The 26,954-nt window shown below is 39.9% G+C and carries 22 protein-coding genes; 10 read left to right on the forward strand and 12 right to left on the reverse strand.

What is annotated here, in order from left to right:
• The first annotated feature begins 369 nt into the window (after positions 1–369).
• The gene (locus AACW45_RS37065; RefSeq protein WP_190630714.1) at positions 370–1,452 is read left to right on the forward strand and encodes a class I fructose-bisphosphate aldolase; all 1,083 of its coding nucleotides are present in this window, start codon (positions 370–372) and stop codon (positions 1,450–1,452) included.
• 104 nt (positions 1,453–1,556) lie between these two features.
• Here AACW45_RS37065 and AACW45_RS37070 read toward each other — a convergent pair whose 3' ends face one another.
• Positions 1,557–1,745, reverse strand: a complete 189-nt coding sequence (locus AACW45_RS37070; RefSeq protein ID WP_190630716.1) for a hypothetical protein — start codon at positions 1,743–1,745, stop codon at positions 1,557–1,559.
• A 261-nt stretch (positions 1,746–2,006) separates the two neighbouring features.
• Between AACW45_RS37070 and AACW45_RS37075 the strand changes: the two genes are divergently transcribed.
• Complete coding sequence (locus AACW45_RS37075; RefSeq protein ID WP_190630719.1) at positions 2,007–2,807, forward strand: RMD1 family protein; 801 nt, start codon at positions 2,007–2,009, stop codon at positions 2,805–2,807.
• A 110-nt stretch (positions 2,808–2,917) separates the two neighbouring features.
• Here the strand turns inward: AACW45_RS37075 and AACW45_RS37080 are convergent, their stop codons facing one another.
• Both AACW45_RS37080 and AACW45_RS37085 read right to left on the reverse strand, forming a co-directional pair.
• Positions 2,918–4,528 carry an acyl--CoA ligase family protein gene (locus AACW45_RS37080; protein ID WP_190630721.1) on the reverse strand — a complete coding sequence of 537 codons (1,611 nt, stop codon included), beginning with the start codon at positions 4,526–4,528 and terminating at the stop codon, positions 2,918–2,920.
• A 153-nt stretch (positions 4,529–4,681) separates the two neighbouring features.
• A complete protein-coding gene (locus AACW45_RS37085) occupies positions 4,682–5,350 on the reverse strand; it encodes a ribonuclease T2 family protein (protein ID WP_190630723.1) in 669 nt (222 codons plus the stop codon).
• A gap of 243 nt (positions 5,351–5,593) precedes the next feature.
• Here AACW45_RS37085 and AACW45_RS37090 point away from each other — a divergent pair, with 243 nt between their 5' ends.
• Positions 5,594–6,256 carry a CAP domain-containing protein gene (locus AACW45_RS37090; RefSeq protein ID WP_190630725.1) on the forward strand — a complete coding sequence of 221 codons (663 nt, stop codon included), beginning with the start codon at positions 5,594–5,596 and terminating at the stop codon, positions 6,254–6,256.
• A gap of 45 nt (positions 6,257–6,301) precedes the next feature.
• On the opposite strand, the gene AACW45_RS37095 is transcribed toward AACW45_RS37090, so the two are convergent.
• From AACW45_RS37095 to AACW45_RS37105, 3 genes are all read right to left on the reverse strand, one after another.
• Positions 6,302–6,505 carry a hypothetical protein gene (locus AACW45_RS37095; RefSeq protein ID WP_190630727.1) on the reverse strand — a complete coding sequence of 68 codons (204 nt, stop codon included), beginning with the start codon at positions 6,503–6,505 and terminating at the stop codon, positions 6,302–6,304.
• Between the two features lie 766 nt (positions 6,506–7,271).
• Positions 7,272–7,430, reverse strand: coding sequence for a hypothetical protein (locus AACW45_RS37100; protein ID WP_190630730.1), 159 nt, complete (start codon positions 7,428–7,430; stop codon positions 7,272–7,274).
• A 292-nt stretch (positions 7,431–7,722) separates the two neighbouring features.
• Positions 7,723–8,214: an orange carotenoid protein N-terminal domain-containing protein gene (locus AACW45_RS37105; RefSeq protein WP_190630732.1), complete on the reverse strand. Its 492-nt coding sequence runs from the start codon at positions 8,212–8,214 to the stop codon at positions 7,723–7,725.
• Between the two features lie 252 nt (positions 8,215–8,466).
• On the opposite strand from AACW45_RS37105, the gene AACW45_RS37110 reads away from it, so the two are divergent.
• The 3 genes from AACW45_RS37110 (at position 8,467) to AACW45_RS37120 (ending at position 11,739) form a co-directional block, all read left to right on the forward strand.
• On the forward strand, positions 8,467–10,011 hold the full coding sequence (locus tag AACW45_RS37110; protein WP_190630734.1) for an FAD-dependent oxidoreductase: 1,545 nt from the start codon (positions 8,467–8,469) through the stop codon (positions 10,009–10,011).
• Positions 10,012–10,112: 101 nt separating this feature from the next.
• Positions 10,113–10,820, forward strand: coding sequence for an actin-binding WH2 domain-containing protein (locus AACW45_RS37115; protein WP_190541946.1), 708 nt, complete (start codon positions 10,113–10,115; stop codon positions 10,818–10,820).
• A gap of 211 nt (positions 10,821–11,031) precedes the next feature.
• A complete protein-coding gene (locus AACW45_RS37120) occupies positions 11,032–11,739 on the forward strand; it encodes an actin-binding WH2 domain-containing protein (RefSeq protein WP_190630735.1) in 708 nt (235 codons plus the stop codon).
• A gap of 19 nt (positions 11,740–11,758) precedes the next feature.
• Here AACW45_RS37120 and AACW45_RS37125 read toward each other — a convergent pair whose 3' ends face one another.
• From AACW45_RS37125 to AACW45_RS37135, 3 genes are all read right to left on the reverse strand, one after another.
• Entirely contained in the window at positions 11,759–14,341 is a 2,583-nt protein-coding gene (locus AACW45_RS37125; protein WP_190630737.1) for a CHAT domain-containing protein, read from the reverse strand.
• Between the two features lie 209 nt (positions 14,342–14,550).
• On the reverse strand, positions 14,551–19,494 hold the full coding sequence (locus AACW45_RS37130; RefSeq protein WP_190630739.1) for a beta strand repeat-containing protein: 4,944 nt from the start codon (positions 19,492–19,494) through the stop codon (positions 14,551–14,553).
• A gap of 748 nt (positions 19,495–20,242) precedes the next feature.
• Positions 20,243–21,187, reverse strand: coding sequence for a putative 2-dehydropantoate 2-reductase (locus AACW45_RS37135; RefSeq protein WP_190630741.1), 945 nt, complete (start codon positions 21,185–21,187; stop codon positions 20,243–20,245).
• Between the two features lie 146 nt (positions 21,188–21,333).
• Here AACW45_RS37135 and AACW45_RS37140 point away from each other — a divergent pair, with 146 nt between their 5' ends.
• The 4 genes from AACW45_RS37140 (at position 21,334) to AACW45_RS37155 (ending at position 24,275) form a co-directional block, all read left to right on the forward strand.
• Positions 21,334–21,735: a fasciclin domain-containing protein gene (locus AACW45_RS37140; protein WP_190630743.1), complete on the forward strand. Its 402-nt coding sequence runs from the start codon at positions 21,334–21,336 to the stop codon at positions 21,733–21,735.
• 193 nt (positions 21,736–21,928) lie between these two features.
• On the forward strand, positions 21,929–22,270 hold the full coding sequence (locus AACW45_RS37145; protein ID WP_190630745.1) for a hypothetical protein: 342 nt from the start codon (positions 21,929–21,931) through the stop codon (positions 22,268–22,270).
• A 295-nt stretch (positions 22,271–22,565) separates the two neighbouring features.
• A complete protein-coding gene (locus AACW45_RS37150) occupies positions 22,566–23,720 on the forward strand; it encodes a glycosyltransferase family 4 protein (RefSeq protein WP_190630748.1) in 1,155 nt (384 codons plus the stop codon).
• A gap of 183 nt (positions 23,721–23,903) precedes the next feature.
• Entirely contained in the window at positions 23,904–24,275 is a 372-nt protein-coding gene (locus AACW45_RS37155; protein WP_096643123.1) for a hypothetical protein, read from the forward strand.
• Positions 24,276–24,598: 323 nt separating this feature from the next.
• On the opposite strand, the gene pyrR is transcribed toward AACW45_RS37155, so the two are convergent.
• The 3 genes from pyrR to AACW45_RS37170 form a co-directional block, all read right to left on the reverse strand.
• The gene (gene pyrR / locus AACW45_RS37160) at positions 24,599–25,141 is read right to left on the reverse strand and encodes a bifunctional pyr operon transcriptional regulator/uracil phosphoribosyltransferase PyrR (protein WP_096643124.1); all 543 of its coding nucleotides are present in this window, start codon (positions 25,139–25,141) and stop codon (positions 24,599–24,601) included.
• A 139-nt stretch (positions 25,142–25,280) separates the two neighbouring features.
• Positions 25,281–26,252, reverse strand: a complete 972-nt coding sequence (gene cbiB / locus AACW45_RS37165) for an adenosylcobinamide-phosphate synthase CbiB (protein WP_190630751.1) — start codon at positions 26,250–26,252, stop codon at positions 25,281–25,283.
• A gap of 202 nt (positions 26,253–26,454) precedes the next feature.
• On the reverse strand, positions 26,455–26,898 hold the full coding sequence (locus AACW45_RS37170) for an Rrf2 family transcriptional regulator (RefSeq protein ID WP_096643126.1): 444 nt from the start codon (positions 26,896–26,898) through the stop codon (positions 26,455–26,457).
• Between the last annotated feature and the right edge of the window lie 56 nt (positions 26,899–26,954).

Genomic DNA, 26,954 nt, shown 5'->3' on the forward strand with positions numbered 1-26,954 from the left:
ATATAGCAATCCGGAATCATACGTGAGAAAACACTGAACATGCTAATGTCTTTTCAAATACTCGTATTAATTGAAGTTTGAGGTTAAAATTATATACTTTGCATAATATATAGACTAAAAACAAGTTTTATAAATCACGCTTAAATATTTACGTGTTTTCTCATAAATCATTTATGATTGCTATATATATCTTTAGGTATATTGTAAAAAATAAATTTCTTTATATCATAAATAATTGCGATCGCTCTGAAGATACAGAATCAGTGAAAATCAAACTCTCTTAAATTTAACCAGAGGATAATAAGCTATAAATAGTAAGAGTGTTATCTTCAAAGCCAGGTCATTTACTCAATTTTTGAGGAAAAATCTATGACTGCAACGCTCTTAGCAGGTGGTTCCATTGAGTCTTATTTAGGTGCAGAAGCAGAAGACCTGCTTACATACAAAGCCAAGGTGACTCAAGACTTACTACATTTACCTGGGCGAGACTTTATTGATAGAGTTTGGTTAAATAGCGATCGCAATCCCCAAGTGTTGCGCAATCTCCAACAAATTCATGCTACTGGTCGTCTAGCATATACTGGTTATCTGTCTATTCTCCCTGTAGACCAAGGAATTGAGCATTCCGCCGGCGCATCTTTTTCTCCTAATCCTATCTATTTTGACCCAGAAAATATTGTACGGTTAGCAATAGCTGGTGGTTGTAATGCAGTGGCGACAACTTTGGGAGTATTGGGGAGTGTTTCCCGTAAATATGCTCACAAAATCCCCTTTATCGTCAAATTAAATCACAACGAATTGTTAACTTTTCCCAATCAATTTGACCAAATATTATTTGCTGATGTCGAACAAGCTTGGAATTTAGGTGCAGCAGCCGTAGGCGCGACAATTTATTTTGGTTCCGAACAGTCTACCAGACAAATTCAAGAAATTAGCCAAGCTTTTAAATATGCCCATGAATTAGGCTTGGTAACTATTCTGTGGTGCTATTTACGAAATAGTGCTTTTAAACAAGATAAAGACTATCATCTTGCAGCCGACCTTACCGGACAAGCTAATCATTTAGGTGTTACCATCGAAGCCGACATTATTAAACAGAAGTTACCAGAAAATAATAATGGTTACGGTGCTATAAACAAAGCCACTGGCGAATCTTACGGTAAAACTAACGAACGAATTTACACTGATTTAACTACAGATCATCCCATTGATTTAACTCGTTATCAAGTACTCAATTGCTATTGCGGACGCGCTGGATTAATTAATTCTGGTGGCGCTTCTGGTAAAAATGATTTTGCAGAAGCAGTGCGTACAGCCGTAATTAATAAACGCGCTGGCGGTACGGGATTAATTTCTGGGCGCAAGGCGTTTCAGCGTCCTTTTGAGGAAGGGGTGAAACTTTTCCATGCAATTCAGGATGTTTATTTATCGCCAGATGTGACTATAGCTTGATTGTTGGTCATTTGTCATTGGTCATTTGTCATTGGTCAAAGTTTTAAATAATAAGGTGGGCGATTCGTCCACCTTTATTGTATTAACTGGTTTTTAGCACATGATTAGCCATTCAACTTAATTACACCTTGATTCACTAAATTTTCCAGTTGAGAATTATCCTGTATTTGTGCGCGGACTAATCTTATCTGCTCGTGGCTGAGAATATGTAGCCCTGGGCGGATGACATAACCTTTGAGGGTGACACTTTGCGGCTGCTGGCTGTCTGTGCGATTGTAAGTAATGGAAGGCATATTTGCACTAGGTAGTAGAGAACTAAGGCAATTGGAATATTTCACTGTTACCCCTACAGCTTGACACAGCTTTCCAAACCAGAGGAATTTCTCAGATTAAGACTGATAAAGTGTTCAACGAGCAAAAAATTAACTGCTACTCATTGATTGGTCGCGATGGGCAGGTTTATTGGTAAGCTGAGATTGTGTTGATATCCGAAAATCTCGAAGTAATTGCGATCGCTACCACCAGAAATGAACAGGCAGAGTATTAGGGCGACTATGCAAAAACTCCTTTTTGATGAAAGAGGTAGCTTGAAAGCGCAAGCCCTATTCCTTGGTAAGAAAATTAACTTACAATCATTGGAGAATTATGTTTGCTTGGCGACTATGCCATTAATGGTTTCAGTAGGTGAACATGGCTGTGCGGTACTGTTGAACTATGGTGCAGTTGTTCTGTTTAACCTTGAGCCTGTAGAAAAGATAGACTTCTTGACTAAACTATCCTCTCAAGTTATTGACGCTTTTGCTAACCCAGAAACAGAAGAGGTAGAAATTCAGCTCAAACTGGCTGAAAGTGAGAGAGTTAAGGAAGGAAAAATTTTACTCCATGAGTTTAGTGTAGAACGCTTGCAAATCGTGGCTGATATTCTCGCTAAAACTGTTGTACTGTCTCATTATGAAACTAGCCTAGCTACTGTATTCGATCAAATTGAACCATTTGCAGCCAGTCTTCAGAGTGAACATAGAAGTAAACGCCAAAGTCGGGAATTACTGCGTCAACTCGGTACTACGTTATTAGTTCAACATAAAATTGTGGGACGAGTAGAGATAATTGATAAGCCAGAGTTGCTGTGGGAATCTCCACAGCTAGAAAATTTATATTTGCGTTTGGAAGATGAATATGAAATTCGTGAGCGTCACCATGCTTTAGAACGTAAATTAGAGCTAATTTCCCAAACTGCACAAACAGTTCTGGAGTTCATGCAGCATAGCAGTAGTCAACGAGTAGAGTGGTATGTGGTAATTCTCATTGTGGTGGAGATTTTGCTGTCACTGTACGATATCTTTTTTAAAGGATAATGCATCACTTAAAGGTTGTGGGGCGCTGTGGTTCGGTTCGATTCAAAATTTTTGTGATATGTGGATTGTCGCGAAGAAGGGCGGGGAAACCCCGCCCCTACGGGTTACAATTAACCGCCGAAAATTTTCTTTTCAAAACCTACCCATTCTTTTTCACGTAAGAGATATTTTTGAATTTTACCTGTGCTGGTTTTGGGTAAATTTGTAAATTCAATCTTTGTCGGACATTTAAATCCTGCTATGTGCTGGCGACAAAATTGAATTAATTCTTGTTCTGTAACTTCCACTCCCTCTTTTAAGGTGACAAACGCCTTGGGAACTTCGCCGCGTTTGGGATGGGGTATAGCAATCACTGCACACTCTAACACGGCTTCATGGCGATAGAGGCATTGTTCAACTTCAATACTAGAGACATTTTCGCCGCTAGTAATGATGATATCTTTCATGCGATCGCGAATTTCAATATAACCGTCAGGATGCATCACCGCTAAATCGCCGCTATGAAACCATCCGCCTCTAAACGCCCTTTCTGTGGCTTCTGCATCGTTATAATAGCCTGTCATCACCATATTTCCTTGCATCACCACCTCCCCCATTGTTTGTCCATCTGCGGGGACATCATGCATATTTGCATCGACTACTCGCAAGCCATCCGCACTTATATAAGGTACGCCTTGACGCGCTAAAAGTTTGGCTTTTTCTGCAATATCTAAATCTTGCCAATCTGTTTGATATTCGCCCACGGTATAAGGGCCATAAACTTCTGTTAAACCGTAAACATGGATAATCTTCGCACCAATTTCGCTAATTTTGGCAATTAATGTGGGTGAAGGTGGCGCGCCTGCTGTGGTGATGGTGAGAGGTGTTTTTAATAATGACGGACAGTCGCGATTATTTAATAGCGAAATTAAAATTACAGGTGCAGCATTTAAATGTGTGACGCCTTCTTGTTTAATTAATTCCCAAACATGGCTAGGGTTAAATTTCCGCAAACAAATATGAGTTCCACCAATAGCAGTTACCGCCCAAGTAAAACACCAGCCATTGCAGTGGAACATGGGCAAAGTCCACAGATAAACTGAGTCTGGTGTTAATGTAGTTTCAATTATTTCACCTAAAGAATTAATATATGCGCCTCGGTGAGAATACATGACGCCTTTGGGTTTACCGGAAGTACCGCTAGTATAATTAATCGAGATTGTTTCCATTTCATCAGTAATTACCCAAGGTACAGGCTCAGGATTACCAGTTTGCAGAAAGGCTTCATAATCCTCACCATCCAAAGGTGCGAATTCGGCTATATCGCTGATATTAATAATATGTTTTACCGTCTCTAAACTATCTTGAATTGGTCGAATAATATTAGCTAACTCTGTATCGACAAACAAAAATTTAGCCCCGCAATCATTCAAAATATAGGCAACTTCTTGAGGAGCTAATCGAGTATTAATAGATACTAAAACACCACCAGCCAAAGGTACAGCAAAATGGGCTTCTAGCATGGGGGGAGTATTAAAACAAAAAAAGGCGACGCGATCGCCTTTTTCTAATCCAGAATCACGCAACGCTGAGGCTAAACAATTTATCCTAGCTGCAAATTCGCCGTAAGTGAAGCGTTTTTGTTGATATATAATCGCAACTTTATGACTATATACTTTAGCATTGCGTTGAATAAAGGTTAACGGAGTAAGAAGGCTGCGATAAACTAATTCAGGGTTCATGGCTAATGCTAATTGTGAGGATTCACAAGCAGCATATCATTTGTGAGGAGTCAAGAGTCCAGGGTCAAGAGTAGTCCAGAGTCAATCATTCAGATTGTGGATTTTATTGACAACTAACCATTGTACAGACGCGATTAATCGCGTCTCTCTTGACTATCTAACATTTCTTACCAGAAAATCTGCTTGTCCGCAGCTTTTTTTAGATCTGTTGAGAACTTCTTGGCTACAAATACCTGGTTTACCGTCCTTAGAATAGCAGAAGAAAACTTCTTGTAGAAATCTACCAGAACCAGAACAGTAAGGGGCGATACTATTAGCATTTAATTCTGGATTAGCGTTAACAAACGTATTTTTTAGTCCTTGAATTGTAGTACGAAAAGGTTTAGCAGGACGATTATAAGCTGGGGGAATAGCCACAGAATTTTTTAACTGTTTAGATAATGCTAAATATTCTGCAGGCGTTTTACCAGAACAAGTACCATGTTTTTCCCATTCATGGCTGTAAAGCTTATCGCTAGGGAATAAACCCGGAAATTGCTGTTTTACTGTTGCAGGTAATTTTTCTCCTGTACAATTAGCCGGATAACCTTTTTGATACTGAGGCCAAAGTCCATGTAAGACAAAACCAAGTTTCTTACCGGCTTTGCATTGCTGTGGATCGCGATCGCTATTTTTGGCACAATAATCAGGCGACCAAGATAAAGTTAATACGTAAAAGTCAAACTGTCCAGGAGTTCCGCGATTTTGGGCGCTAACGGCGTTAGGTATCGCCAAGCTGGTAATTACGAGAGAAGATGCAACCAGGATGTTCTTCAACTGCATATCAGGTGTCAGTATTTGGTGTAATGTAATTTACGCCATCTACCTTAACTCAGTTGCCTAAAAAGTGGAAAAATATAAAATTATTGCAAAATTCTCCTTGCCAGTATTCATCAAGACACTTTTTCTGGCAAAATGCATAAAATGCATTGGTATTAATATTGCTCAGGGTTTGCGAAATTAAACCGCACACAACTGTAGCATCTACTAAATTTTCTATGCACCCCTAAAGCTTGGATAACTCAAATGAGGACAGAACGCAAAGTTAATATTTGGTGGCGATACGTTCTCTTATTTACGGCGCTTTTAATTTACAGCCCGACTTTTCATTTTGTTAGCCAGGCTTTACGAGGACATCCACTCGATATTAACTATTTTGCTAGCGAACTTTCTCCCAAGAAAATTTTTTCTGGTGGTTTGGATAATGGCGATGGTGGTGCAGACTGGAAAATAGGCAAACCAAAAGCTACAATCTGGAATGCAGAACAGTTGCGTTCTCTACCAGAAATTAGAACTTTTGCTTTAGATTTAGTAAATCGCGATCGCAATTTAAATAGTTTGTCAGCTTTACAGGAAGATCCTCTACTTTCTTTAACAGCCCAACTTCATGCAGAGGATATGCTCAAGCGCAATTATTTCGATCATACCTCTCCTGAAGGTATGCGTCCGCGCGATCGCTATCTTGCATTAGGTGGTAATCGTCGGGTTAGGGTTAGCGAAAATATTGTCAAGGGAAAAACCCAAGGTTTTGGTTTAACCTACGGAGAAGCCGAAAAGTTTCAACGGGGTTGGATGTATAGTAATGGACACCGCGAAAACCTTTTGACGGTTGAATACAGCAAATTTGGTTATGGAATTGCCACTGGCTTAGATGGCAGAATTTATGCAGTGCAAATGTTTGCTGAGTAGTGAGTACTTTAGTCCTCACTACAAACCTTTGATTATTGATCTTAGCTATAAACCTCTATCTGCTGCTAGCTGACGCAGTTTTTGCACTAATTCTCTACCGTTATCTAGCTGACGTTTAGTCCCTAAATCGATCAATTCACGTTCAATTTGCTGCCTATCGATAGCGTCACCATCGAGGTAAAATCCAGACACTATATCTACCATTGCATCTGTATTTTGGTTAGTTAAGCGTATCAAACTTTCTATCATGCCTAATCTCCAGAATTACTTGTAGTTAGCCTGGAGTAGGTAACAAAGCATAGTATAATCATCGGTCTACCTGCCCAGACTTTTATTATCTTTCCCGTGATTGTACTGAAACTAACACTTCTCTGTGTTAAGAAATGTTATAGCGATCGTTAAAATCACTCACACCCTCAGAAAATATTTAGTTAGATTGTGTAATATTTCTTCACGCTTACACAAATTTTGGTAGAAAGCATCCGATTACTTTTAGGCAATATAAAACCCTGAGTCACCCCAGGGTAGGCTAAAAAGTAATATACCAGCAATATAAATTATCGAACTGCTGACCGTAAAATCTTCTCGTCCGTTTGGTATATTTAACTATCTATCTAAAGGATTAAATAGTCATTATCAAATGTTTGTAACAAATATTACACAAGAATATAAAGTCTGAGAACTATTGTTTTCTGATTAAATAACCAGCATCGCGAGCAAATCCCATCTCTCCACTTTTTTTAATTAATGCTTTAGGTAGATATTGGATTGTCTAGCTAATTCTAAACTCATGTTTGGTAGGACACTTATGTAACGACTCACACGTATTTCCTCACATTAATTATGTGGGGATTTTATTTTGTCTAATAATCCGATGTGATGATTAGGGAAAGTTAACATATGAGTATACAGAGTTTTTCGGAAAATTCAAATTATAGTCTGCTAGTACAAATTGATTTTTACGCAAATTTAACCAAAAAATAACCCAATTTTAGACTGTTATGGATATATTAGATTAATTAGAAATAGTAAGATTTTCTAAGTTTAAAAAATTGGCGATCGCATTCACAGTTTGTTCTGCACTTTTAGCTGTAAACATGGGGACAGTAGCCAAATAAAATAGGAATCCGGTTTGAATTTTGAATAAAATTAGGTACTTGTAGTGGACTGACACAGCTAAAATAGTGCATTAATAAAACTCTTGTGGGATGGGCGTCTCGCCCGTCCTGGGCGGACAAGATGTCCACCCCACAAGAAAATTATATTGCAACATTTTAGGCGTGTCAGCCCACTAAGTGTTTTTCAGAAATCAAATATGATTCATATATCGCAATATCATTGCCATATATGAAGGTGAACATAGCTATCAAAAGAATAAAATAGAAAAATATTAAGCTTCCCATAGTATTAAACTATAGGAAGCTTGTGTTCCGTTAGAGACTAAAACAGAAGTAAAAGGTTAATTTTTAAAGTCCCGCACCGGCTTTTGCTTCAGCACCCATTGGTGCAACATAATCGCGGAACAGGGTAATTTGTTGCTCAAAAGCTAGATTTCTAATTCTATCTAACAAAGCTTGAGCTTGGGAGGGAAGTTGATAATCTCCAGGTACAGGAATGATAGTACCGTTATCCATACCTTGAGATAAGCGATACCAAAATAGTAGCTTAGTTGTTTCGCCTAATGAACCATATTGGCGAGAGATTTGGGTATCAACTTTGTTAATTAAATCCCGTTGAATTTGTAATTGTTCTTCGTGGGATAGTTCTTGAACTTGGTTGAACAAACCTTCAGCAATTTCTGGAGAAACGGTGCTAGCGCCGGGTGCTGCTGGTGTGATTGCTTTACCCATTTCTTTGTAGATGAACCAAAACAAAGCGAGTTGTTGATCTACATCTAATTGTCGCCAAGCTTGAACATGTTCTCTGATAGTTGGATCGCCAGTTTGGGTGTATGTCATTACAAACTCCGCTTGTGATTTCTCTTTGTTTTATGTCACAAATAACCGTAACAAAGTTACATCCGTGGTTTAACCCTACTGAAGGTAGAACATTAGGTATTAGTCATTAGTCATTTGTCAGAGACGCGATGAATCGCGTCTGTACAATTTTCATTTGTTATTGGACTTTTGACTGTTGACTTTTTAGCTTGCAAAGATATAAGAAGATTCAATTTAGCCTCTATGCTGAGAATTAAGCATTACAGAGGGTTTATGAGCATCACTGAAGATATTCTTTCCCAATTACCAGGGGATGTGATGGCTGGTTTACGTAAAAGCGATCGCATTTTAGCATCCCTGCGAGCAGATAACGCACCAATCCCATCGGTAGTCAAGGAAAATAATCAACTTTTAGATACTGTAGACTGGGATGTAATTGTCTGCGGTGGTACTTTAGGGATTTTAATTGGCTGTGCTTTAGCTGTTAGGGGTGTGAAAGTCGGGTTAATTGAACGGGGGATTCTCCGAGGTAGAGAACAGGAGTGGAATATCTCCCGTAAAGAGTTAGAGGTGTTTGTAGAATTAAATCTGCTAACTCATGCAGAATTAGAAACTGCGATCGCTACTGAATATAACCCAGCGAGAGTCAGTTTTTCTGGTGGTACGGAAGTTTGGGTAGAAGATGTTCTCAATATTGGTGTCGATCCGGTATATCTATTAGAGACATTGAAAAGCAAATTTTTAGCTGCTGGGGGTGAGTTGTGGGAAAACACCCCGTTAACGGAAGCTGTGGTTCATCCCAATGGGGTGATGGTAAATAATCAACTCAAAACTCGGTTATTAATCGATGCGATGGGAAATTTTTCGCCAATTGCCCAGCAAGCCCGTCAAGGAGAAAAACCCGATGCTTTATGCTTAGTTGTGGGAAGTTGCGCGCAAGGTTTTCCGGAAAATAACACTGGTGACTTGTTGTTATCATTTACATCCTTGCACAATCAGTGCCAGTACTTCTGGGAAGCTTTTCCCGCTAAGGATGGAAGAACCACCTACTTGTTTACCTACATGGATGCGCACCCACAACGTATAGGTTTAGAAGATTTATTTGCCGAATATCTCCGCCTTTTACCAGAATATCAGGGTGTGGAATTAAATCAGTTAAAGTTTCAACGGGCACTTTATGGCTTCTTTCCTACATATCGCCAAAGTCCCCTAAAAACTCCGTGGAATCGCATTCTCCCAGTAGGGGATAGTAGCGGTAGTCAATCACCTTTAAGTTTTGGTGGTTTTGGCGCGATGGTGCGTCATCTCAAACGCTTAACTTTGGGGATTGAAGAAGCATTACAAACGGATCAATTATCTGCAAAGGCATTGAGTTTACTGCAACCTTATCAACCTAGTTTAGCCGTAACTTGGCTATTTCAAAAAGCTATGAGTGTGGGGATAAATCAAAATATTTCCCCAGAGCAAATTAACCAACTACTTGCAGTTGTGTTTGCACAAATGCAAAAGCTAGGGACAACAGTACTCAAGCCATTCCTGCAAGATATCGTGCAGTTTCCAGCTTTAACTAAAACACTTTTCAAAACAGCTTTAGCAAATCCCGGATTAATTGTCAAAATAATTCCTCAAGTTGGTTTGCTGAATTTATTAGATTGGGTGGTGCATTACATTAATTTAAGTGTTTATACTGCCTTATTTTCCTTGAGTACAATGTTAGAAACATGGATGAAGTATCTACCACAGCAACAACAATATTATTGGCATCGTTTGGTTGATAGCTGGAAATATGGCTCTGGTAGTGACTATCAAGACGGGTAACTTAACAGCTAAGTTAACAGCTAACTTAACAAAACTCAAGACGCGACGATCTAATTAGCGATCGCTCGCGTTTTTCTCAAAAACCTGGTGTGAGGATTAAGATGATTGAACGGCAATCTTCGGGGATAAAATACTTTACAGTTTTGATTGGCTTATTGCGCGATCGCCAAAATTTTTTAGAAGAAATTACCCAAGGAATTAGATTACCCAATAAAATCATTTCGCTGTTGGTTTGTAGTTCCCTATTTCTCGCTATTTATGGCGGTATTATTGGCGCATATCATAGCTGGATGCAAGCTTTATCTTCAGCAGTAAAACTACCAGCGCTTTATTTAATTACCCTACTGATTTGTTTACCCACGCTGTATTTTTCTAATATTATTTTCGGTTCCAAGCGCACCTTTGGACAGCATTTCGCCCTAGTATTAACAGCAGTATCAGTCACGAGTGTATTATTATTTAGCTTTGCACCAATTACGCTGTTTTTCTTAATCACTACCAATAATTATCAATTTTTAATTTTACTCAATGTTGTGATATTTTCCTTTACCGGATTTATCGGCATTTCTTCCTTATATCAAGCTACGAGTGTGGTATTAGAACAAAATGATGATGAAAGTACAAAAACACGCCGGAAGATTATATTTTCCTGGCTATTTTTATATGCTTTCGTTGGTAGTCAATTAGGATGGACTCTCAGGCCTTTTTTTGGTACCCCCGGTTCTATATTTCAACTATTTAGAGATAGAGAAGGTAGTTTTTACCTCAGCGTTTTACAAGCTATCGGCTATCTTTTAGGAATTCGTTAGGGGCTAGGGGCATTGAAACAATTTTGGATTTTGGATTTTAGATTTTAGATTGAAATCCAAAAGACGCTCGCGGACTCGCTAACGCTACGCTAACGCAAATCTAAAATCTAAAATTCCTTGTCACCCTTGTCTTCCTTGTCCTCTTTGTCTTCTTCTCAGCCTTCTTTTCAAGACAAATTTTAACACCAACTTACTTCATAAATTTATCAACATGCTTGAGAAGCCATCTTACAAAAATCAACAGTTTGCCATCCTCATCAGTTTACTGCGCGATCGCCAAGCTTTCTTAGAGGAAATTAGCCAGGGAATTAGATTACAAAGTAAAACCAGCGCCTTGTTTGTTTCCAGTTCTATTTGTTTTGCAATTTACGGCGCAATTATCGGTGCATCTCACAGTTGGGGACAAGCTTTATCTAGTGCAATTAAGCTTCCCGCATTTTATTTATTAACATTAATAATTTGTTTTCCTACCCTCTTCTTTTTTAACGTTCTCTTTGGTTCCCGCAGCAGTTTTCAACAGCATTTTGTCGTTTTACTTACGGCTGTATCAGTAATTAGCGTGCTGTTATTTAGCTTGGCTCCCGTGACGCTATTTTTTATGATTACTGCGCCCAATTCCTACCAATTTTTCAAACTGTTAAACGTGTTAATTTTTGGTATCACGGGTATTTTTGGAATTAAGTTTCTCTATGAAGGGATGCAGTTACTTTCTAAACAAGATGAAGTAGGAAAGAAAACCCGCACAACGATTTTAAGATCCTGGTTATTTTTGTATGGGTTTGTCGGCGTACAATTAGGCTGGTTTTTAAGACCATTTTTTGGCGCACCAGGTTCTAAATTTGAGCTATTCCGCGCTGTCAGTGGTAACTTTTATCTAGATATTGTTGCCGCAATTTCTGAAATATTAGGAGCGCGTTAGATTAACCCCATACAGTAGTTCATAGCCAGTTACCAATGAGTACATAAGCAGACCAAAAGCGGGGTGCATTGTATTGGGGATCTTTCAATAACTTTAGCTGGGCTAGGCGCAAGGCTTCAGCTTTGCTAACTTTACCTTGCTGAAGTTCTTGATAAAAAAGACCGACAAATTTAGCTGTGGCTGCATCATTAATATCCCACAGAGAAGCGATCGTACTTCTGGCCCCGGCGCGAACTGCAACCCCAGCTAAACCGAGTACGGCGCGATTATCGCCAACTGCTGTTTGGCAAGCACTTAAAAATAATAATTCCATGCTGTTAGATTTGCCACCTTCGCGACTGCGTAAAATTTTATCGAATTGGGTAACATTAATGGGGCCATCGGCAGCCAAAATAAAGGTATCTTCAGCACGGGAACTAAATTCACCGTGGGTAGCTATATGCACTATGTTAAAATTACTAGAGTTAATTTTGCTTTCTAAGGCTTTACTGGTAAATTGCTGTTCTAGAAGCTTGGTTGTCTCTACTCCGGTGTTAGCAATTAACTCAAATTCCTCTTCAATGGCAGGTAAGGGCGGATATTGAGAAAACCCTGGGGGAGAATTGATTAATCCGGCGGTAACTGCTCTGAGTTTCTGTTTTGCTAAGGGTTGAGGATCGAGAAGTTGCAAACCGAGATTGAGAGAAACAGCATACTTCTCTAATAAATATTTTTTCCCATCATACAAAGCTGCCATTGGCACATTACGTAAAGCTCCATCTAGCAGAAATACTAGATTTTTTACGCCAGCAGTTTGTAATTCTGACTCAATCGGTTGAATTAGCCAACTGTAAAGCTGCTGTAACTGTTTTTTTGTAGCTTTGCTAGCATATTGTTGATTGAGATTAAATCTTAGTTGATTCGCTATTTTCTCGACTTCTGCTTGCGGTATGTTGGTGGCATAATGTCGCAGGGGTTGTTTAGGAATTTTGACGATTACTTGGAGTGATTCTGGCAGAATTATCGGGTAAAAAATAGCGGCGGTGGGATTATCTTCGTCTACTAATTTATCTAGTACTACTGTTTGACCTTGTAAACAAGCTTCGCGAAAAAAGTTATCTAATTCGGCTAATTGCAAGGCTTCAATGCGTTGGCGGGCTTTTTCTAGGGTTTTTGCATCAGGTTTATCGGCTTGGGAGCGCAGTAATATTTGGACTGATTCCCGATATACTGGTTCGACACTGTCACGAAAGGATAATTGCACATCTTGGTTGACAGTTACTAAGTCACTGCGGAGACTATCTAGGGTTGCTAAACTCCCATCATAGGCAAGAATTGCATCTTGAATATTTCCTTGTGCTTTGAATATCCTACCCAATTGCCATTGCCAGCGATAAGCTATTTCTGGTGCGTTGTGAGTTTGGGTTAAAAATAAAGCCTGCTGGGTAAGTTTTTGTGCTTCATTCCACTGTTGTGTTTGTTCGTAGAAATGTCCTAAAGTACCGAGTGCGTAAGCTTCTGCTCGTTTATCGCCTAAATCACGTGCTTGTTGAATGGCGCTAGCTATGAGTTGAGAATTTTTAACTGTTAAATTTTCTCCCCCTAATTTCAGCAGATTTTGCACAAAGTTAATCCGCGCATAGATGGCTAAACTACTGGGGGGAAGTTGGGCGATTTGCGATTGAATTTCTGGTAATAAAGTTTGCGCTTGTGCAGATTTACCATGTTCAATCATTAATTTTAGTTGGTTTAGCTGTGCTTGGACTTTAGTTAGGGGTGAAGGAGCGATTTTAACTACTTGTTGATAAAATACCAACGCTTCTGTGATTTTACCTTCAGCATGAGCGTTATTCCCCAAGCTTAATAAACTAGCAGCTACATGATCAAAAGATTGCAACCGTTGGGCAATTTCGAGACTTTGCTGTAAAACCTTTTGCGCTGCTGATAAATTACCGACTAATTGCAGACTATCACCAAGCGATCGCAAACTGACGACTTTTTCTAAACTATCTGGTTGCGATTGTAACTGCTGCTGTACTTGATTCAGTAATTTTATGGATTTTTGATAAAAACCTTGGATGCGTAAAACTTGGGCTTGATTGATTTGCGATCGCACTACGCCACTATTATCTTTTATTTTGGTATATATCTCTGCTGCCTGTTGCCAAGTTCTCAAGGCTGCATCTGTTTGTCTCATACTTAATTGCAGACTAGCTTGCACATCTAGCGATTGAGCGAAAACTCCTAAATTCGCCGTCTTCTCTGAATTCGCTGTTAATAAATTGAGACTAGCTGTAATTGCTTGTTGGGCTTGATTCCAATCCCCCAATTCTTGATAAGCTAGAGATAAATTACTCAAAGTTGCCGCTTGTCTGAGGATATCCCCTTGCTGTTGATATTCTTTGACTGCTTGCTGTAAAAATTTCACAGCTTCCGCAAATCTGCCAGCATCATATAATTTTTTCCCCTGTTCTAAATTAGAGATAGGGACAGAGATTGATGTTTGTGCATTTATGGGATTATTAGCAACAAATTTACCCATAGCTGGTGAAACATGGGTGCATATTATCGTAGTTGCTACTACCAGCGCCAAAAAAGAGTATAGTTTATTTTTAAATTTCATTGCAGTTTAAAAGACAATTAAAAGCGAACTTAGTACAATATTTCATCAATTCATAGCTCATTCTCTGCGTACCTACCCTGCGGGAACGCCTAACGGCGAATGCGCTTAACTTTGCGAGCCTTTGCGTTTAAATTTCCACCCTCAATAAACTAACCAAGAAATTTAATGCTTTAATTGAAACTATCAAAAGCGATCGCACTTTTAATCTGTTACCGAGAACTGGCGCAAGTAGCAGCTGTTAAGGTCGGACTATGGGGTATAACTTGAGAAGCTTGTGCAACTAAATAGATATCGCCGTTTTCACCCTTAATTAATCCCTGCGCTTCCACAATCTCCGGTAGGGAAGGATTGTCCTTCATGCTACCCTGACTATTACTCGGAGAATTTGGATGATTATCTACACTCACCCATTTTTTGACTACCGAATCTGTTTGCAGATATTCATAAGGATTAAACGGTAAACCGCCTCTTCCCGTAATCGTAAATGAACTGGCGCTTTGTTTACTACCAGCTTGACAAGAGTTATCAATTTGTCTGGAAGCATCCACCAGATTGGCGCTGAGTTGTACTAAGCCTTTACTGGGGTCTACTTCTGGTGTATTGATAGTTACATTACCGCTAATACCCAATTCCGAACTAGCAGTGATACCGCTTTGTGCTGTCTGTTGTGCTTGGAATCCTATACCGAAGATTCCTTGAGTAGATATGTTAATATTGCCACCTTGACCGCTAAAAGCATTGGCTGTAATATCGCTGTTTTCTGCGGCAATGGCAATGATGAAGGGACTGTTAATGGTAATGTTACCACCGTTACCGCCTGCAAAATCTGTGCCTGCTGTGGCGGTAATATTGCTATTACGCCGCAGAAATAAAAAATCTTGAATGTCTAATTTAATTTCGCCACCATTATTACTAGTAGTAGCGGCATTAATAAAGGCTTGATTGTCTAAAGTTAGAGTACCAGCAGTCAGGGAAATATTGCCGCCTTTACCGCTACCATTACTATTTACGCCGATACCTGCACCGTTTTTAATCATAAAAATTTCTGGGTCAATGGTAATATTGCCGCTATCACCTGTTGCGCCTTTTTCTGTATTGGCAAATAATCCGGTATTTTTGCCGTCTAAGGTGATATTATCTCTGACTTGGATGTTGATATTTCCGGCTTTTTTTGTACCAGATGTAGTGGTGAGAAATTGTCCGCCGTTATTAGCTGTTAAGGTATGAGCATTAATGTTGATATTACCGCCTTGACCATTCATTGTGGAAGCGGAGATTTTCACACCATCATTAATATTTAAGTTTTGAGTGGTAATCAGAATATTACCTGCATCGCCTATACCTGTACTTTCAACTGCTAATTTTCCTTTACCAGTAATGTTGATATTTTCTGGTGCGGTGAGAATTAAGTCACCACCTTTACCACTGCCAGAAGTAGAAGCGGAAATAGTGGAATTTGGGAACAGGGTAATATCTAAATTCGGCTGATTTTGGTAAGGATTGAGTTTTAAAGTACCTGCGGGTGCTTGTCCTTGGGTTTCGGCAAAAATACCCACAATGCCTGCTAGGTCTAATTTGGAGGCGTTTAAGGTGATGCTGCCACCGCCTTTGGTGTTGGTAGCTGTTGCAGTGGCGGTTGCAGTGATGCGGGCGGTGTCGGATACTGTCAGGCTAGGAGTATTGACAATGATATCACCGGCTTTACCTGCACCAGAAGTTTCTACGGTGAGAATTGGGGCGAAGTCTTGCACACCAATACCGAGATTAACTAGATTTGGTGCATTGACAGTAATTGTACCGCCATTACCGTTACCTGTAGTTGTGGCGAAGATTTTACCGCCATTTGCTAATGTTAAAGTGGGAGTATTGAGGGTGATGTCTCCGGCTTTACCGTTTGCTGTGGTGTTAGCAGAGATTTCTGAGGTATCTGTGAGGGTTAAGTTGTTGGCATTAATTTGAATATTGCCAGCGTTTCCTATACTGCTGGTGTTGCTGACAATTTTACTATTATTGAAGGCGACAGTACCAGGACTGGTGATAGTAACATTACCTGCGGGATTGTCGCCTTTGGTATCGCTTTCGATGCGACTATCTTTGAAGGTGAGATTACCTGTGCTTGTAATATCCACATTTCCTGATTGACCTACTGCGCCAATATCTAGGGTAAGGGTGAACGAAGGAGTTAGGGGATCGGGGATTGTTACCTGTTTACTGGTGATGATGTTAGTATTTATTAGCGATAAATCACCAATACTGTTAACTTGAACATCTCCAGATTTGTCAGCAGTAGATAGAGTTAAGATACCTAAATTTGTAATCTGATTTTTAGCTTCTAAAGTAACGTTACCACCCTTTCCTGAATTTCCGTTTGTGGAAATAGAAAAGGAACTCAAAGTTGCAATAGACCTAATATTCTGATTACTTCTACCTAATTCACCGACAGCAGATTTATCGGAATTAATTATTACCATATCTTCCATTACAGGTGTAATATCTATAAATTCAATATCTCCCAGAGCGTAAGTAAGTTGTGTTTTAGGGTTTTCATATATATTCCCATCTATTGCCCTGACAGTAATTCTTCCCCCATTTCCAGCGTTTCCTGAAGCTGAATATGAGTAGGAGTCAAAGTCTTGTATAGAGATATTACCCTGTGTGGTAGTCAGGGTGATGGCTCCCCCAGAACCCGCGTTTCCTGAACGTGAATCTGAGGAGGAGTTTAGGAATGTGGTAGTCAGGGCGATGGCTCCGCCAAAGCCTGCGACTAACGCACCCCCAGAACCCGCGTTTCCTGAACGTGAATCTGAAGAGGAGTTTAGGAATTCTGTAGAGATATTACCCTGTGTGGTAGTCAGGGTAATCGCACCTCCATCCCTAGTGTTTCCTAAACGTGAAAATGAGGAGGAGTCTAGGTATTGTGTAGAGATATTACCCTGTGTGGTAGTCAGGGCGATCGCACCCCCATCCCCTGCGTTTCCTGAAAGTGAAAATGAGTTGGACTTAAGGTATAGTGTAGATATATCACCCTGTGTGGTAGTCAGGGCGATTGTTCCCCCATCCCCAGCGATCGCACCTCCATCCCTAGTGTTTCCTAAACGTGAAAATGAGGAGGAGTTTAGCATTAGTGTAGAGATATTACCCTGTGTGGTAGTTAGGGTGATCGCACCCCCATGCCCAGTGTTTCCTAAATCTGACTTTGAGGAGGAGTTAATTTCTCCTGTAGAGATATTAGCTCCTGTGGTAGTTAGGGTGATCGCACCCCCGGAACCTGCATTTCCTGAATTTGACTTTGAGGAGGAGTTAATTTCTCCTGTAGAGATATTAGCTCCTGTGGTAGTCAGGGCGATCGCACCTCCATCCCCTGCGTTTCCTGAAGATTGAATTTCTGAAAATCCTGCGTTTCCTGAAGATTGAATTTCTGAAAATGAAGATGAGAATAAGTCAGGTAATCGGAAGAAACTAAAAGAATATGAGGAGGAGTTAAGTTCGCCTGTTGTGATACTACCAACAGATGTCAGACTAATTGCACCACCATTTCCCGCATTACCTGATGAATAGTTAGTTGAGTTTGTATATATTCCGCCATTAACTGTAATGTTCCCATTGAGACTAGTGAGTTGAATGTTTCCCGAATTGCCGATATGATTATCGAGCGAACTGGCAAAAGTAGAAGCATTAACCGAGCCAAATTCTAAATATTGATTATTGGGATTAATCGTGATATCACTTTCGGCTTTGATAAAAATATCTCCAGCATTTCCATTAGTTACTTCATAACTATCAGATCGTAGTCCGGAGTTGATTAAAACCTTCCCACCAGAAACTAGACTAATATCTCCACTACTTTTATCAATATTATTATCACTACTATTACTTATATAACTTCTGATTTTTTCAGATGTAATATCTCCGCTAGCATCAATATAGATAGAGCCACCATTAACATGAGCGTTGCTTGAAATTGTATTTACACTCATGCTTTCTCCTAAAGGAGCGATGGCTCCGCCAAAGCCTATAGCTAACGTATCCCCAGAAATCACGTTTCCAGAACCTGAATCTGAGAAGGAGTCTAGGTTTTGTGTAGTGATATCACCACCTGTGGCAGTTAATCTTATATTACCTCCACCAAATTTGTCACTACTATCAATGTTACCTACAGTTAAATTAACACCTGTAATCTCAACATTTCTGCCATTGGTTTTGATAGTATCGGCGGTATCCATTTGAAAATTACCGATTCCATCCCTATCGGCATCAGCAATAAATGCGATTTTTCCGCTACCATCAGCTAAATTTAAAGTGCTATTAGTCAGAGCATCAACTGTAATATCATTTGTCCCTTGCAATATCAGATTTGTATTTCCAGACAAACCCTCTAATGTAGTTTTATCGACTGTAGCATTATTGTTTTCACCAATAGTCAGGTTTTTAGTATTGAGGAATAATGTATCTGTAGCTATATTTCCTCTAGTGATTAAATTTTCTGTACCTGTTAATTGTACTGTTCCCTCTGGTGCTGTTAATGTGCCTGTATTAATCACATTTGCACCAAATAAATTGATATTTTTACCAGCATCGACTGTTAAATTACCTTGATTATTAATCGTCCCTTGCTGATTGCTCAACGCATTGCTAAATAACGCCCCTGGTTTGACTGTCAATAAATTACTACTTTGCGGATTAGTAGCACTAAATAACCCATTTTCACCGAATTTAATTCCATCGGCAGTAGTAGCCGTAAAAGAACCACGAATATCTAAAACTGCATCTTTACCAAAAATTATGCCATTGGGATTAATCAAAAACAGGTTGGCGTTACCCAATACCCCCAGAGTTCCCAGAATTTGAGAAGCATTATTTCCCGTCACCCTTGTCAAAATATTCTCAATGCCACTGGGATTGGTAAAATATGCTCCTCTTCCTGAGTCAATATTAAATTCACTGAAACTGTGGAAAAGGTTCGCCCCGCGAATTGCACCCCCATCAATTCTGTCACTGGGAATACCTTTAATTGTATCAGGATTGACAACTGAGCTTTCAGCGCCAAGGGTATTATCTGGGATTATTTGCGCCTTAGCCAAACTAAAGTGAGCCAGAGTCAAGTAAGCCAGACTGCTGACTAATAAAGAACCTATAATTTTTGAAAATCGCACGAAAAAGACCTGTTTAAGGTGAAAATTGCTTTTTGAGGTATTGTACTATTTTTCGCAGATCGTTTTACTGAGGAAGTCGGAATGATAAATTAGTAATTATTATTGATTCGGAAAAAGTGGTTTTTTGATGCTGTTGTGAAAAGATTGTCAGATTTTATCGTGAATCTGCACTGAGAGCGATCGCCTTATTTGCAAATCCCTATGATCCTTTGCCAATTCCAAAATCCCGCCGTCATACCGTTTCACAAAAAATATGATGTGGATGTAGGTTGGGTTGAGGAACGAAACCCAACATTTGAGTGGCTTTGTTGGGTTTCGCAGAGCCTCAACCCAACCTACGATTTTCCTTAACCGAGCAGTATTGAGCCGGACATGATATCAAACTGCAAATTGAGTTCTCAAACTGGGGTTTGAGTTCTCAAACTGCAAATTGAGTTCTCAAACTGGGATTTGAGAACTCATTTGAGTATATTCCGCAGGCAAAAGTTAATATTGCCTTCTCAAACTGGGATTTGAGAACTCATTTGAGTATATTCCGCAGGCAAAAGTTAATATTGCCTTCTCAAACTGGGGTTTGAGAACTCATTTGAGTATATTCCGCAGGCAAAAGTTAATATTGCCTTCTCAAACTGGGGTTTGAGAACTCATTTGAGTATATTCCGCAGGCAACAGTCAACAGTCAACAGTCAACCGTCAACCGCGCCGCACTGCGATGCCCTGAGCTTGTCGAAGGGAGCTTGTCGAAGTGTCAACCATCAACCGTCAATCTCCCATCCAAAAACTTGAGTTGCTGATATAAACAGTTAATCTGCGGTAAATATACACCCGCAGCTTGGGCTTTGCGTAATGGAGTACCAAAAATTGCTTCTACTTCTAAAGGACGCCCTTCATCAGCGTCAATTTTCATGCTGGTACGATAAGGCTTCATCTTCACAGTATAGTCGAGCATCAGTTGAATAAAGCTTTCGGGAATAATGCGATCGCAACTTTTCGCCCCAGCAGCAACTTCATACATCAACTGTTCGGCTAATTTGCGCGTATGCTCATAAGCCATTAATTCATCGGTTCTGGCGTTAAGAATCACAGATAGCCCATTATAAGGGATATTCCATACCAGCTTTTTCCATCGCCCCAATAATAAATCTGCTGTTAATTCTATGGAAATACCCGCATGAATAAAATCATCAGCTACTTGCTGCATCTTCTCGGTAATTCCGCAAGGCTGATAACCTGATGCATATTCCCCTAAGGTAATTTGTCCATAATCTAGGTGACGAATATGTCCAGCGCCAACTTTATTAGAACAAAGGAAACACAATCCACCGATTATAGTCACATTGCTAACTATCGCTGCAACTTCTTCTTCCACAGCTAGCCCGTTTTGCAATATCAACACCACCCCACCCGCTTTGACAACAGGTGGTAAAATCTGTGGTAATAAATGATTTTGTGTCGTTTTCAATGCCACAACTACCACATCGCACTTGGGCATTTTTGTCACATCATTATAAGCATTGACTTGGGGTAGGGTGAAATCACCATCTACAGATTCCACCACTAAACCAGAGTCTCTGACATATTCATAATCACTCTTAAGCAAAAAGTGGACATCTAAACCAGCCTTTTGCAATTTCGCACCATAAAAGCCACCTAATGCACCAGTTCCTAGAATGGCGTAACTACGTTCGGACATTTTGCCTACACAGGGATTCATCTATGACAATCATAGGGCGATCGCGCTATATACTTGCAGCCCTATTTACCGCTAAATTTATTTAATATAGCTTAAAAATAGTTTACTATCCTTTAAGATAACATACACAAATTTAGGTGAAAACTATGCCCGATATTGTTGATATTGCGGTGTCTACTGACTCTTTTAAAACCCTAGTAACTGCTGTCCAAGTTGCAGGTTTAGTAGAAACATTAAAAAGTCCTGGCCCCTTCACAGTCTTTGCACCAAATGATGATGCTTTTGCTAAGTTACCACCAGGAACTATCCAAACTCTTGTGCAGAACATTCCCCAATTAGCACGGATTTTGACATTTCATGTAGTGCCTGGAAAGCTTTTCAAGGCTGACTTAGAGAAATTAGGAACAGTAACTTCCGTCGAAGGTTCACCAATTAAAATTGACTGTTCTGAGGGTTTTGAAGTGAAAAACGCCACCGTCTTAGCAGCCGATATCGAAGCAGATAATGGCGTAATTCATGTCATTGATACAGTGATTTTAATGGGTTAATTTCTAGATGCTGGGCATTACCCAGCATACCCACTATTAAATATTCACAATTGCAGAGATTAATTTAAATTATGTAACATAGGTGATGCGCTCACTGCAATCTGATGCTAAGGTAAGTTCAATTATTTTTAAATATATTAAATTTAAATATATTTAATTTGTTAGTATATGCGAACATTATCCCCACACCTTGATGCTCGATTTCCATTGTTTAGCTGAGTTCTCCCGCACCAACTGCGTAAGTATTTGCGCATTTTTAGTGCCAGCCAATTTACTAACCACAATCCTGACAATGTTTCTGGTTGCATTCCGTCGCCCATCACATCATGTATGGCTATCGGCGGGAATTGCTAGTATTTTTGCTTCAGTAATGGTAATGCATGTCTATAGCTGGTTTCTCGTCGGCGTAGTCATGTTACCGACTTATATCTTGTTAGCTTTAGCAATTACTTGCTTATTAATTAATTCCGCCGCAATTATTTGGCTGAGACTAACTCCTAATTTTACTGTCGCCATTAATACCGCCTCTAAGTAAAAATAGTAGTCAACTAGAATTGTTGACGGTTGACCTTTGACGCGCAATCCTATCCTTTTTGGGAGCATCCCAAATGTGCAAAAACGCCCTCACCCTATAAGGGTGGGGCTAGAAATACGAAGCCTGCCTTCGCAGGCTAAAAGTTTGATAGCCTGCGAAGGCAGGCTTTGTTGGTATAGCAATACCCTTCTAGGGTATTGCGTCAAAATTGGGATGCTCCCTCCTTTTTTAGGGTGGGATTGTTTTAGTTTTGGATTTCCATCACTCAAATTCTGGTTAAAAATACTACTTAATAATGGCGATCGCTAAAGTGAGTGCAAACCTGAATTTTAACAATCAAGTTAATCGCAAAACCAATCATGTATTTGTATTTTTAGAAATTTTTGTACATGAGGGTGGTATTCAGTCCTACGTTAAAGATATTTTCCGTGCCTATCAAAAATTAAATCCCCGGTATCAAGCAGAGGTATTCGTGCTGCGCGATCGCCCCAATTCTGCACCTGACTGGGATGAAAAACTGCGATTTCATGGCTTTCAAAACCAATCGCCCTATCTGGGTAAATTAAAAATGACCTTGGCGCTATTGAAGTGTCTGCTGCTACAACGTCCCCAGCATGTTTTTTGCGGTCACATCTACTTAGCCAAACTGGTGCAAATTCTTTGTCAACCTTTAGGAATTCCTTACACAGTCTTAACTTACGGCAAAGAAGTTTGGGAACCGCTACCTAATAGAGAACGTCAGGCACTTAGATCGGCATCAGGGATTTGGACAATTAGCCGTTACAGTCGCGATCGCTGCTGTGCGGCTAATTTTATCGCTCCAAGCCAAGTAAAAATACTGCCATGCGCTATTGATGGCAATAAATTTACACCAGGAATTAAACAGCCAGAATTGATAGCTAAGTATGGTTTAGATAATACCAGAGTTTTGCTCACAGTCGCTAGGCTATGGTCGGGAGATATATATAAAGGTGTTGATGTGACAATTCGGGCATTACCGCAAATTCTGCAAGTTTTCCCCGAAGTCAAATACTTAGTTATCGGTCGTGGCGATGACCAACCGAGATTAGCCCAACTAGCTCAAGATTTAGGTGTAAGCGATCGCGTTATATTTGCCGGCTTCGTCCCCACAGAAGAATTAATGGCACATTACCGCCTAGCTGACGCCTACATTATGCCTTCCCAAGAAGGTTTTGGTATTGTATATTTAGAAGCAATGGCTTGCGGTATACCCGTACTCTCTGGTGATAGTGATGGTTCTGCAGACCCCTTACAAGATGGTAACTTAGGCTGGCGCGTTCCCCACCGCGACCCCAGCGCCGTAGCAAATGCTTGTATAGAAATACTCACAGGAGTTGAGCAACGTTGTGATGGATATTGGCTCAGAGAACAAGCGATCGCCCTTTTTGGTATGGATGCTTTGCAAAAACGGTTACAAGAGTTACTGTGAAGGGCATGGGGCATTGGGCATTGGTTATTTCTCGTTGAATTAATTGCTTGGCTTGTTCGGCGATCGCTCAAAAATTTTAGGTTTTAAAATATACGCAGTTTAGAACCCTTGACAGTTGACCATTGACTATTGACTCTTGCCCAAACTCGCTATCCTAGAAACAGAGCAACAAGATATTTAAAAATGAGCCTTAAATCTTTTCCATCACAGCTTGAAAGTCTTCGCCCTTGGCTAACAACGTTAGCAGTGTTTTGGTTGCTAGCATCTTTAGGCTTGGGTTGGTTAGTAAATTCACTACTGTTTATTTTTGGACTGTTACTATTAGCACCCGTAATTGCCTTTTTGGGATTTCGCTGGTGGTTGCAACGGAACTTAGTTGTGGATCAATGTCCTGTATGCCGATATGAGTTTACAGGCTTAAATAATAGTCAATTGCAATGTCCTAACTGTGGTGAGCAATTGTTAGTCCAAAATCGTCATTTTCGCCGTTTTACTCCCGATGGCACAATTGATGTCACAGCAGTTGAGGTACCGACAAAATCATTGGAAGATTAAAGCCACAAAGCTTTGGCTGTCTCTCATGGTGTCGCAATTAGCGTTATTGTTTGCCATTTGCTGAAATTCAGCCAGATTAAGTTTCATACTTGGTCGTAAGATGCGATCGCTTCTCAATGTTTACTCAATTTCGTAAAGCATGACCTAAATTATACCGAGCTTCCTATGGTTGTAGGATGCGATCGCATCTTCACATTGACCTCAATTCAACCCTTCCGCCAATTCTTGCTAAATTTAGCAATTTGACTATTGACTGTTGACCATTGACCATTGACCATTGACCATTGACCATTGACCATTGACCATTGACCATTGACCATTGACTAATCCCCAATCAACTCCACCGCATCTTTACCATCCCAATCTTGTAAATAAACTTTCACCACCTCTTCTTTGGCTGTAGGTAGCTGCTTACCAGTAAAATCAGGATGTATTGGTACTTCTCGATGACCTCTATCTACCAAAACGGCTAAACGAATTACCTCAGGTCTACCGTATTCATTTACCGCATTCAACGCCGCACGAATTGTTCTGCCTTTAAATATCACATCATCAACCAAGACAACAGTTTGATCTGTCAAGTCAAAGGAGATATTGGTTTTGGCTGGAGTTCGCAACCCAATTTGATCTAAATCATCGCGATAAAATGTAATATCTAATGCTCCCACCTTAACAGTCACGCCTTCTAATATCTCAATTTGACGGGCCAATAACTCAGCTAATATTACACCCCTAGTATAAATACCTAGCAAAACCAGCCCAGATAAATCGCGCGTCCGCTCCACAATTTCCGAAGCTAGGCGATTTACAGTACGACGAAGTTCTTCTGCTGAGAGAATTTCAACTACTTTTACAGACATAGTCATAGACCGATACCCCTGAGTAATGCATGATACCAGATATTTAAGGCGACTGGAGGAGGATAAGGAGGATAAAGAGGACGATTGTAGAGACGCGATTAATCGCGTCTCTAACTAACCAATGCCCAATGCCCTATATCTATGATTACCTGTTTAGGTAAATTAAGAGTAGAGCGATCGCTACTCCTAACCAAAGTAAAAAACAATATCTGGTTAATTGCAAAGCAGATTCAATAGTTTGCGGTGTAATCGGATAAATGTCATCGCCTAAAAATGGTTTATGTTTAGCTACGCCGCGATACCAATTTATTCCACCCATCTGCACGCCTAAAATCGCTGCATAGGCGCACTCACTCCAACCAGAATTAGGACTAGGATCTTTGACAGCATCTCGGCGACAAATTCGCCACACATGCAGGGGTTTACCTGAGAACACAGCTAAAGTGATGACTGTTAACCGACAAGGAAGCCAAGTTAAATAATCTTCTAACCGTGCGCTAAACCAACCCAAATAAGTATAAGGTGCTTCTTTATAACCCACCATTGAATCTAAAGTACTGCTAGCTTTGTACGCTAAAGCTAAGGGTGCAGCGCCAATAAAGGGAATGAATGCACCAACAACTGCATAAAACAACGGAGCCATCACCCCATCAGTCGCATTTTCGGTGACAGTTTCTAAAATCGCTCGCAAAATTTCTGCTGCGTCAAGGTCTTTGGTATCTCGACCTACATAATTACTTAAAGTATCGCGAGCCTCTGTTAAATTTCCGGCTGTCAGAGGTTTTAAAACAGTGACTGCGGCTGTTCTCAAACTTTTAAGCGCAAAACAACTAGCTAAAATTATGCTTTCTGTGATAATTCCCAATATGGGATGCAGCCATCTAGTAATATGAATTATTAACCAGCAGCTAACTCCGCTACCAATTACTAAAAAAATGCCGAGGAAAATTCCCGCGATTCTTTGGCTATCAGGATGGTGAAAATATTTCCCAGATACTTTAGTGAACCAAGAAATTCCCCATCCCATTACTTGTACTGGATGAGGCCAACCCCAAGGATCGCCAATTATATAATCTAAAATTGCCGCAACAATTAATATATAAATGTTATTAGTCATTAGTCAATGGTCAATGGTCATTAGTCAATGGTCATTAGTCAATGGTCAACGGTCATTAGTCCAGAAATTGTTAACTATAGACTTTTGACTATGGACTTTTGATTCTAGACTTTTGATTCTAGACTTTTGTACGGGCGGGTTTAACCAACATATTTCATTTCCCAAGGAAAATTTGATAAAATCCAAGCCTACTGACTTTTGACTAAACTACAAAATTTGCTTCTTCTCCTAGTGAAGCCTGCCTACTGCGAGCATCGTAATAGAGATCGGCTAAGGTAATACTATATATAGCCTCTTTTAATTTTTGGTTGAGTCTTTGCCAAAGTGTAAATGTGACCCAATCTTCAGCTTGTGCCGATGTTGGGGCGCGATCGGGTAAATAAGCGATCGTTTCACCCACAGACTCTAAAATTTGACCTATAGATATTTTTACAGGTTCTCGTGCCAATTGGTAACCGCCAACACTACCACGAATTGATTTTACCAATCCAGCACGACGCATTTCTATTAACAATTTTTCTAGGTAAGGAGCAGGAATATCTTGGCGATTGGCAATTGCTCTCACCGATACAGGGCCATACTTTGGCTGTAAACTTAAATCTAGTAAGGCCTTTACACTGTATTGTCCTCTCGTTGTTAGTTTCATTGTTAGCAGCTTTCTTATTTAGTCTAGAGTCAATGGTCAATGCTCAAAAAACTTTG

Origin of the sequence: Calothrix sp. FACHB-168 (genome assembly GCF_963889195.1) — a bacterium.
In the GTDB taxonomy this organism is placed as follows: Bacteria; Cyanobacteriota; Cyanobacteriia; order Cyanobacteriales; family Nostocaceae; genus Aulosira; species Aulosira anomala_A.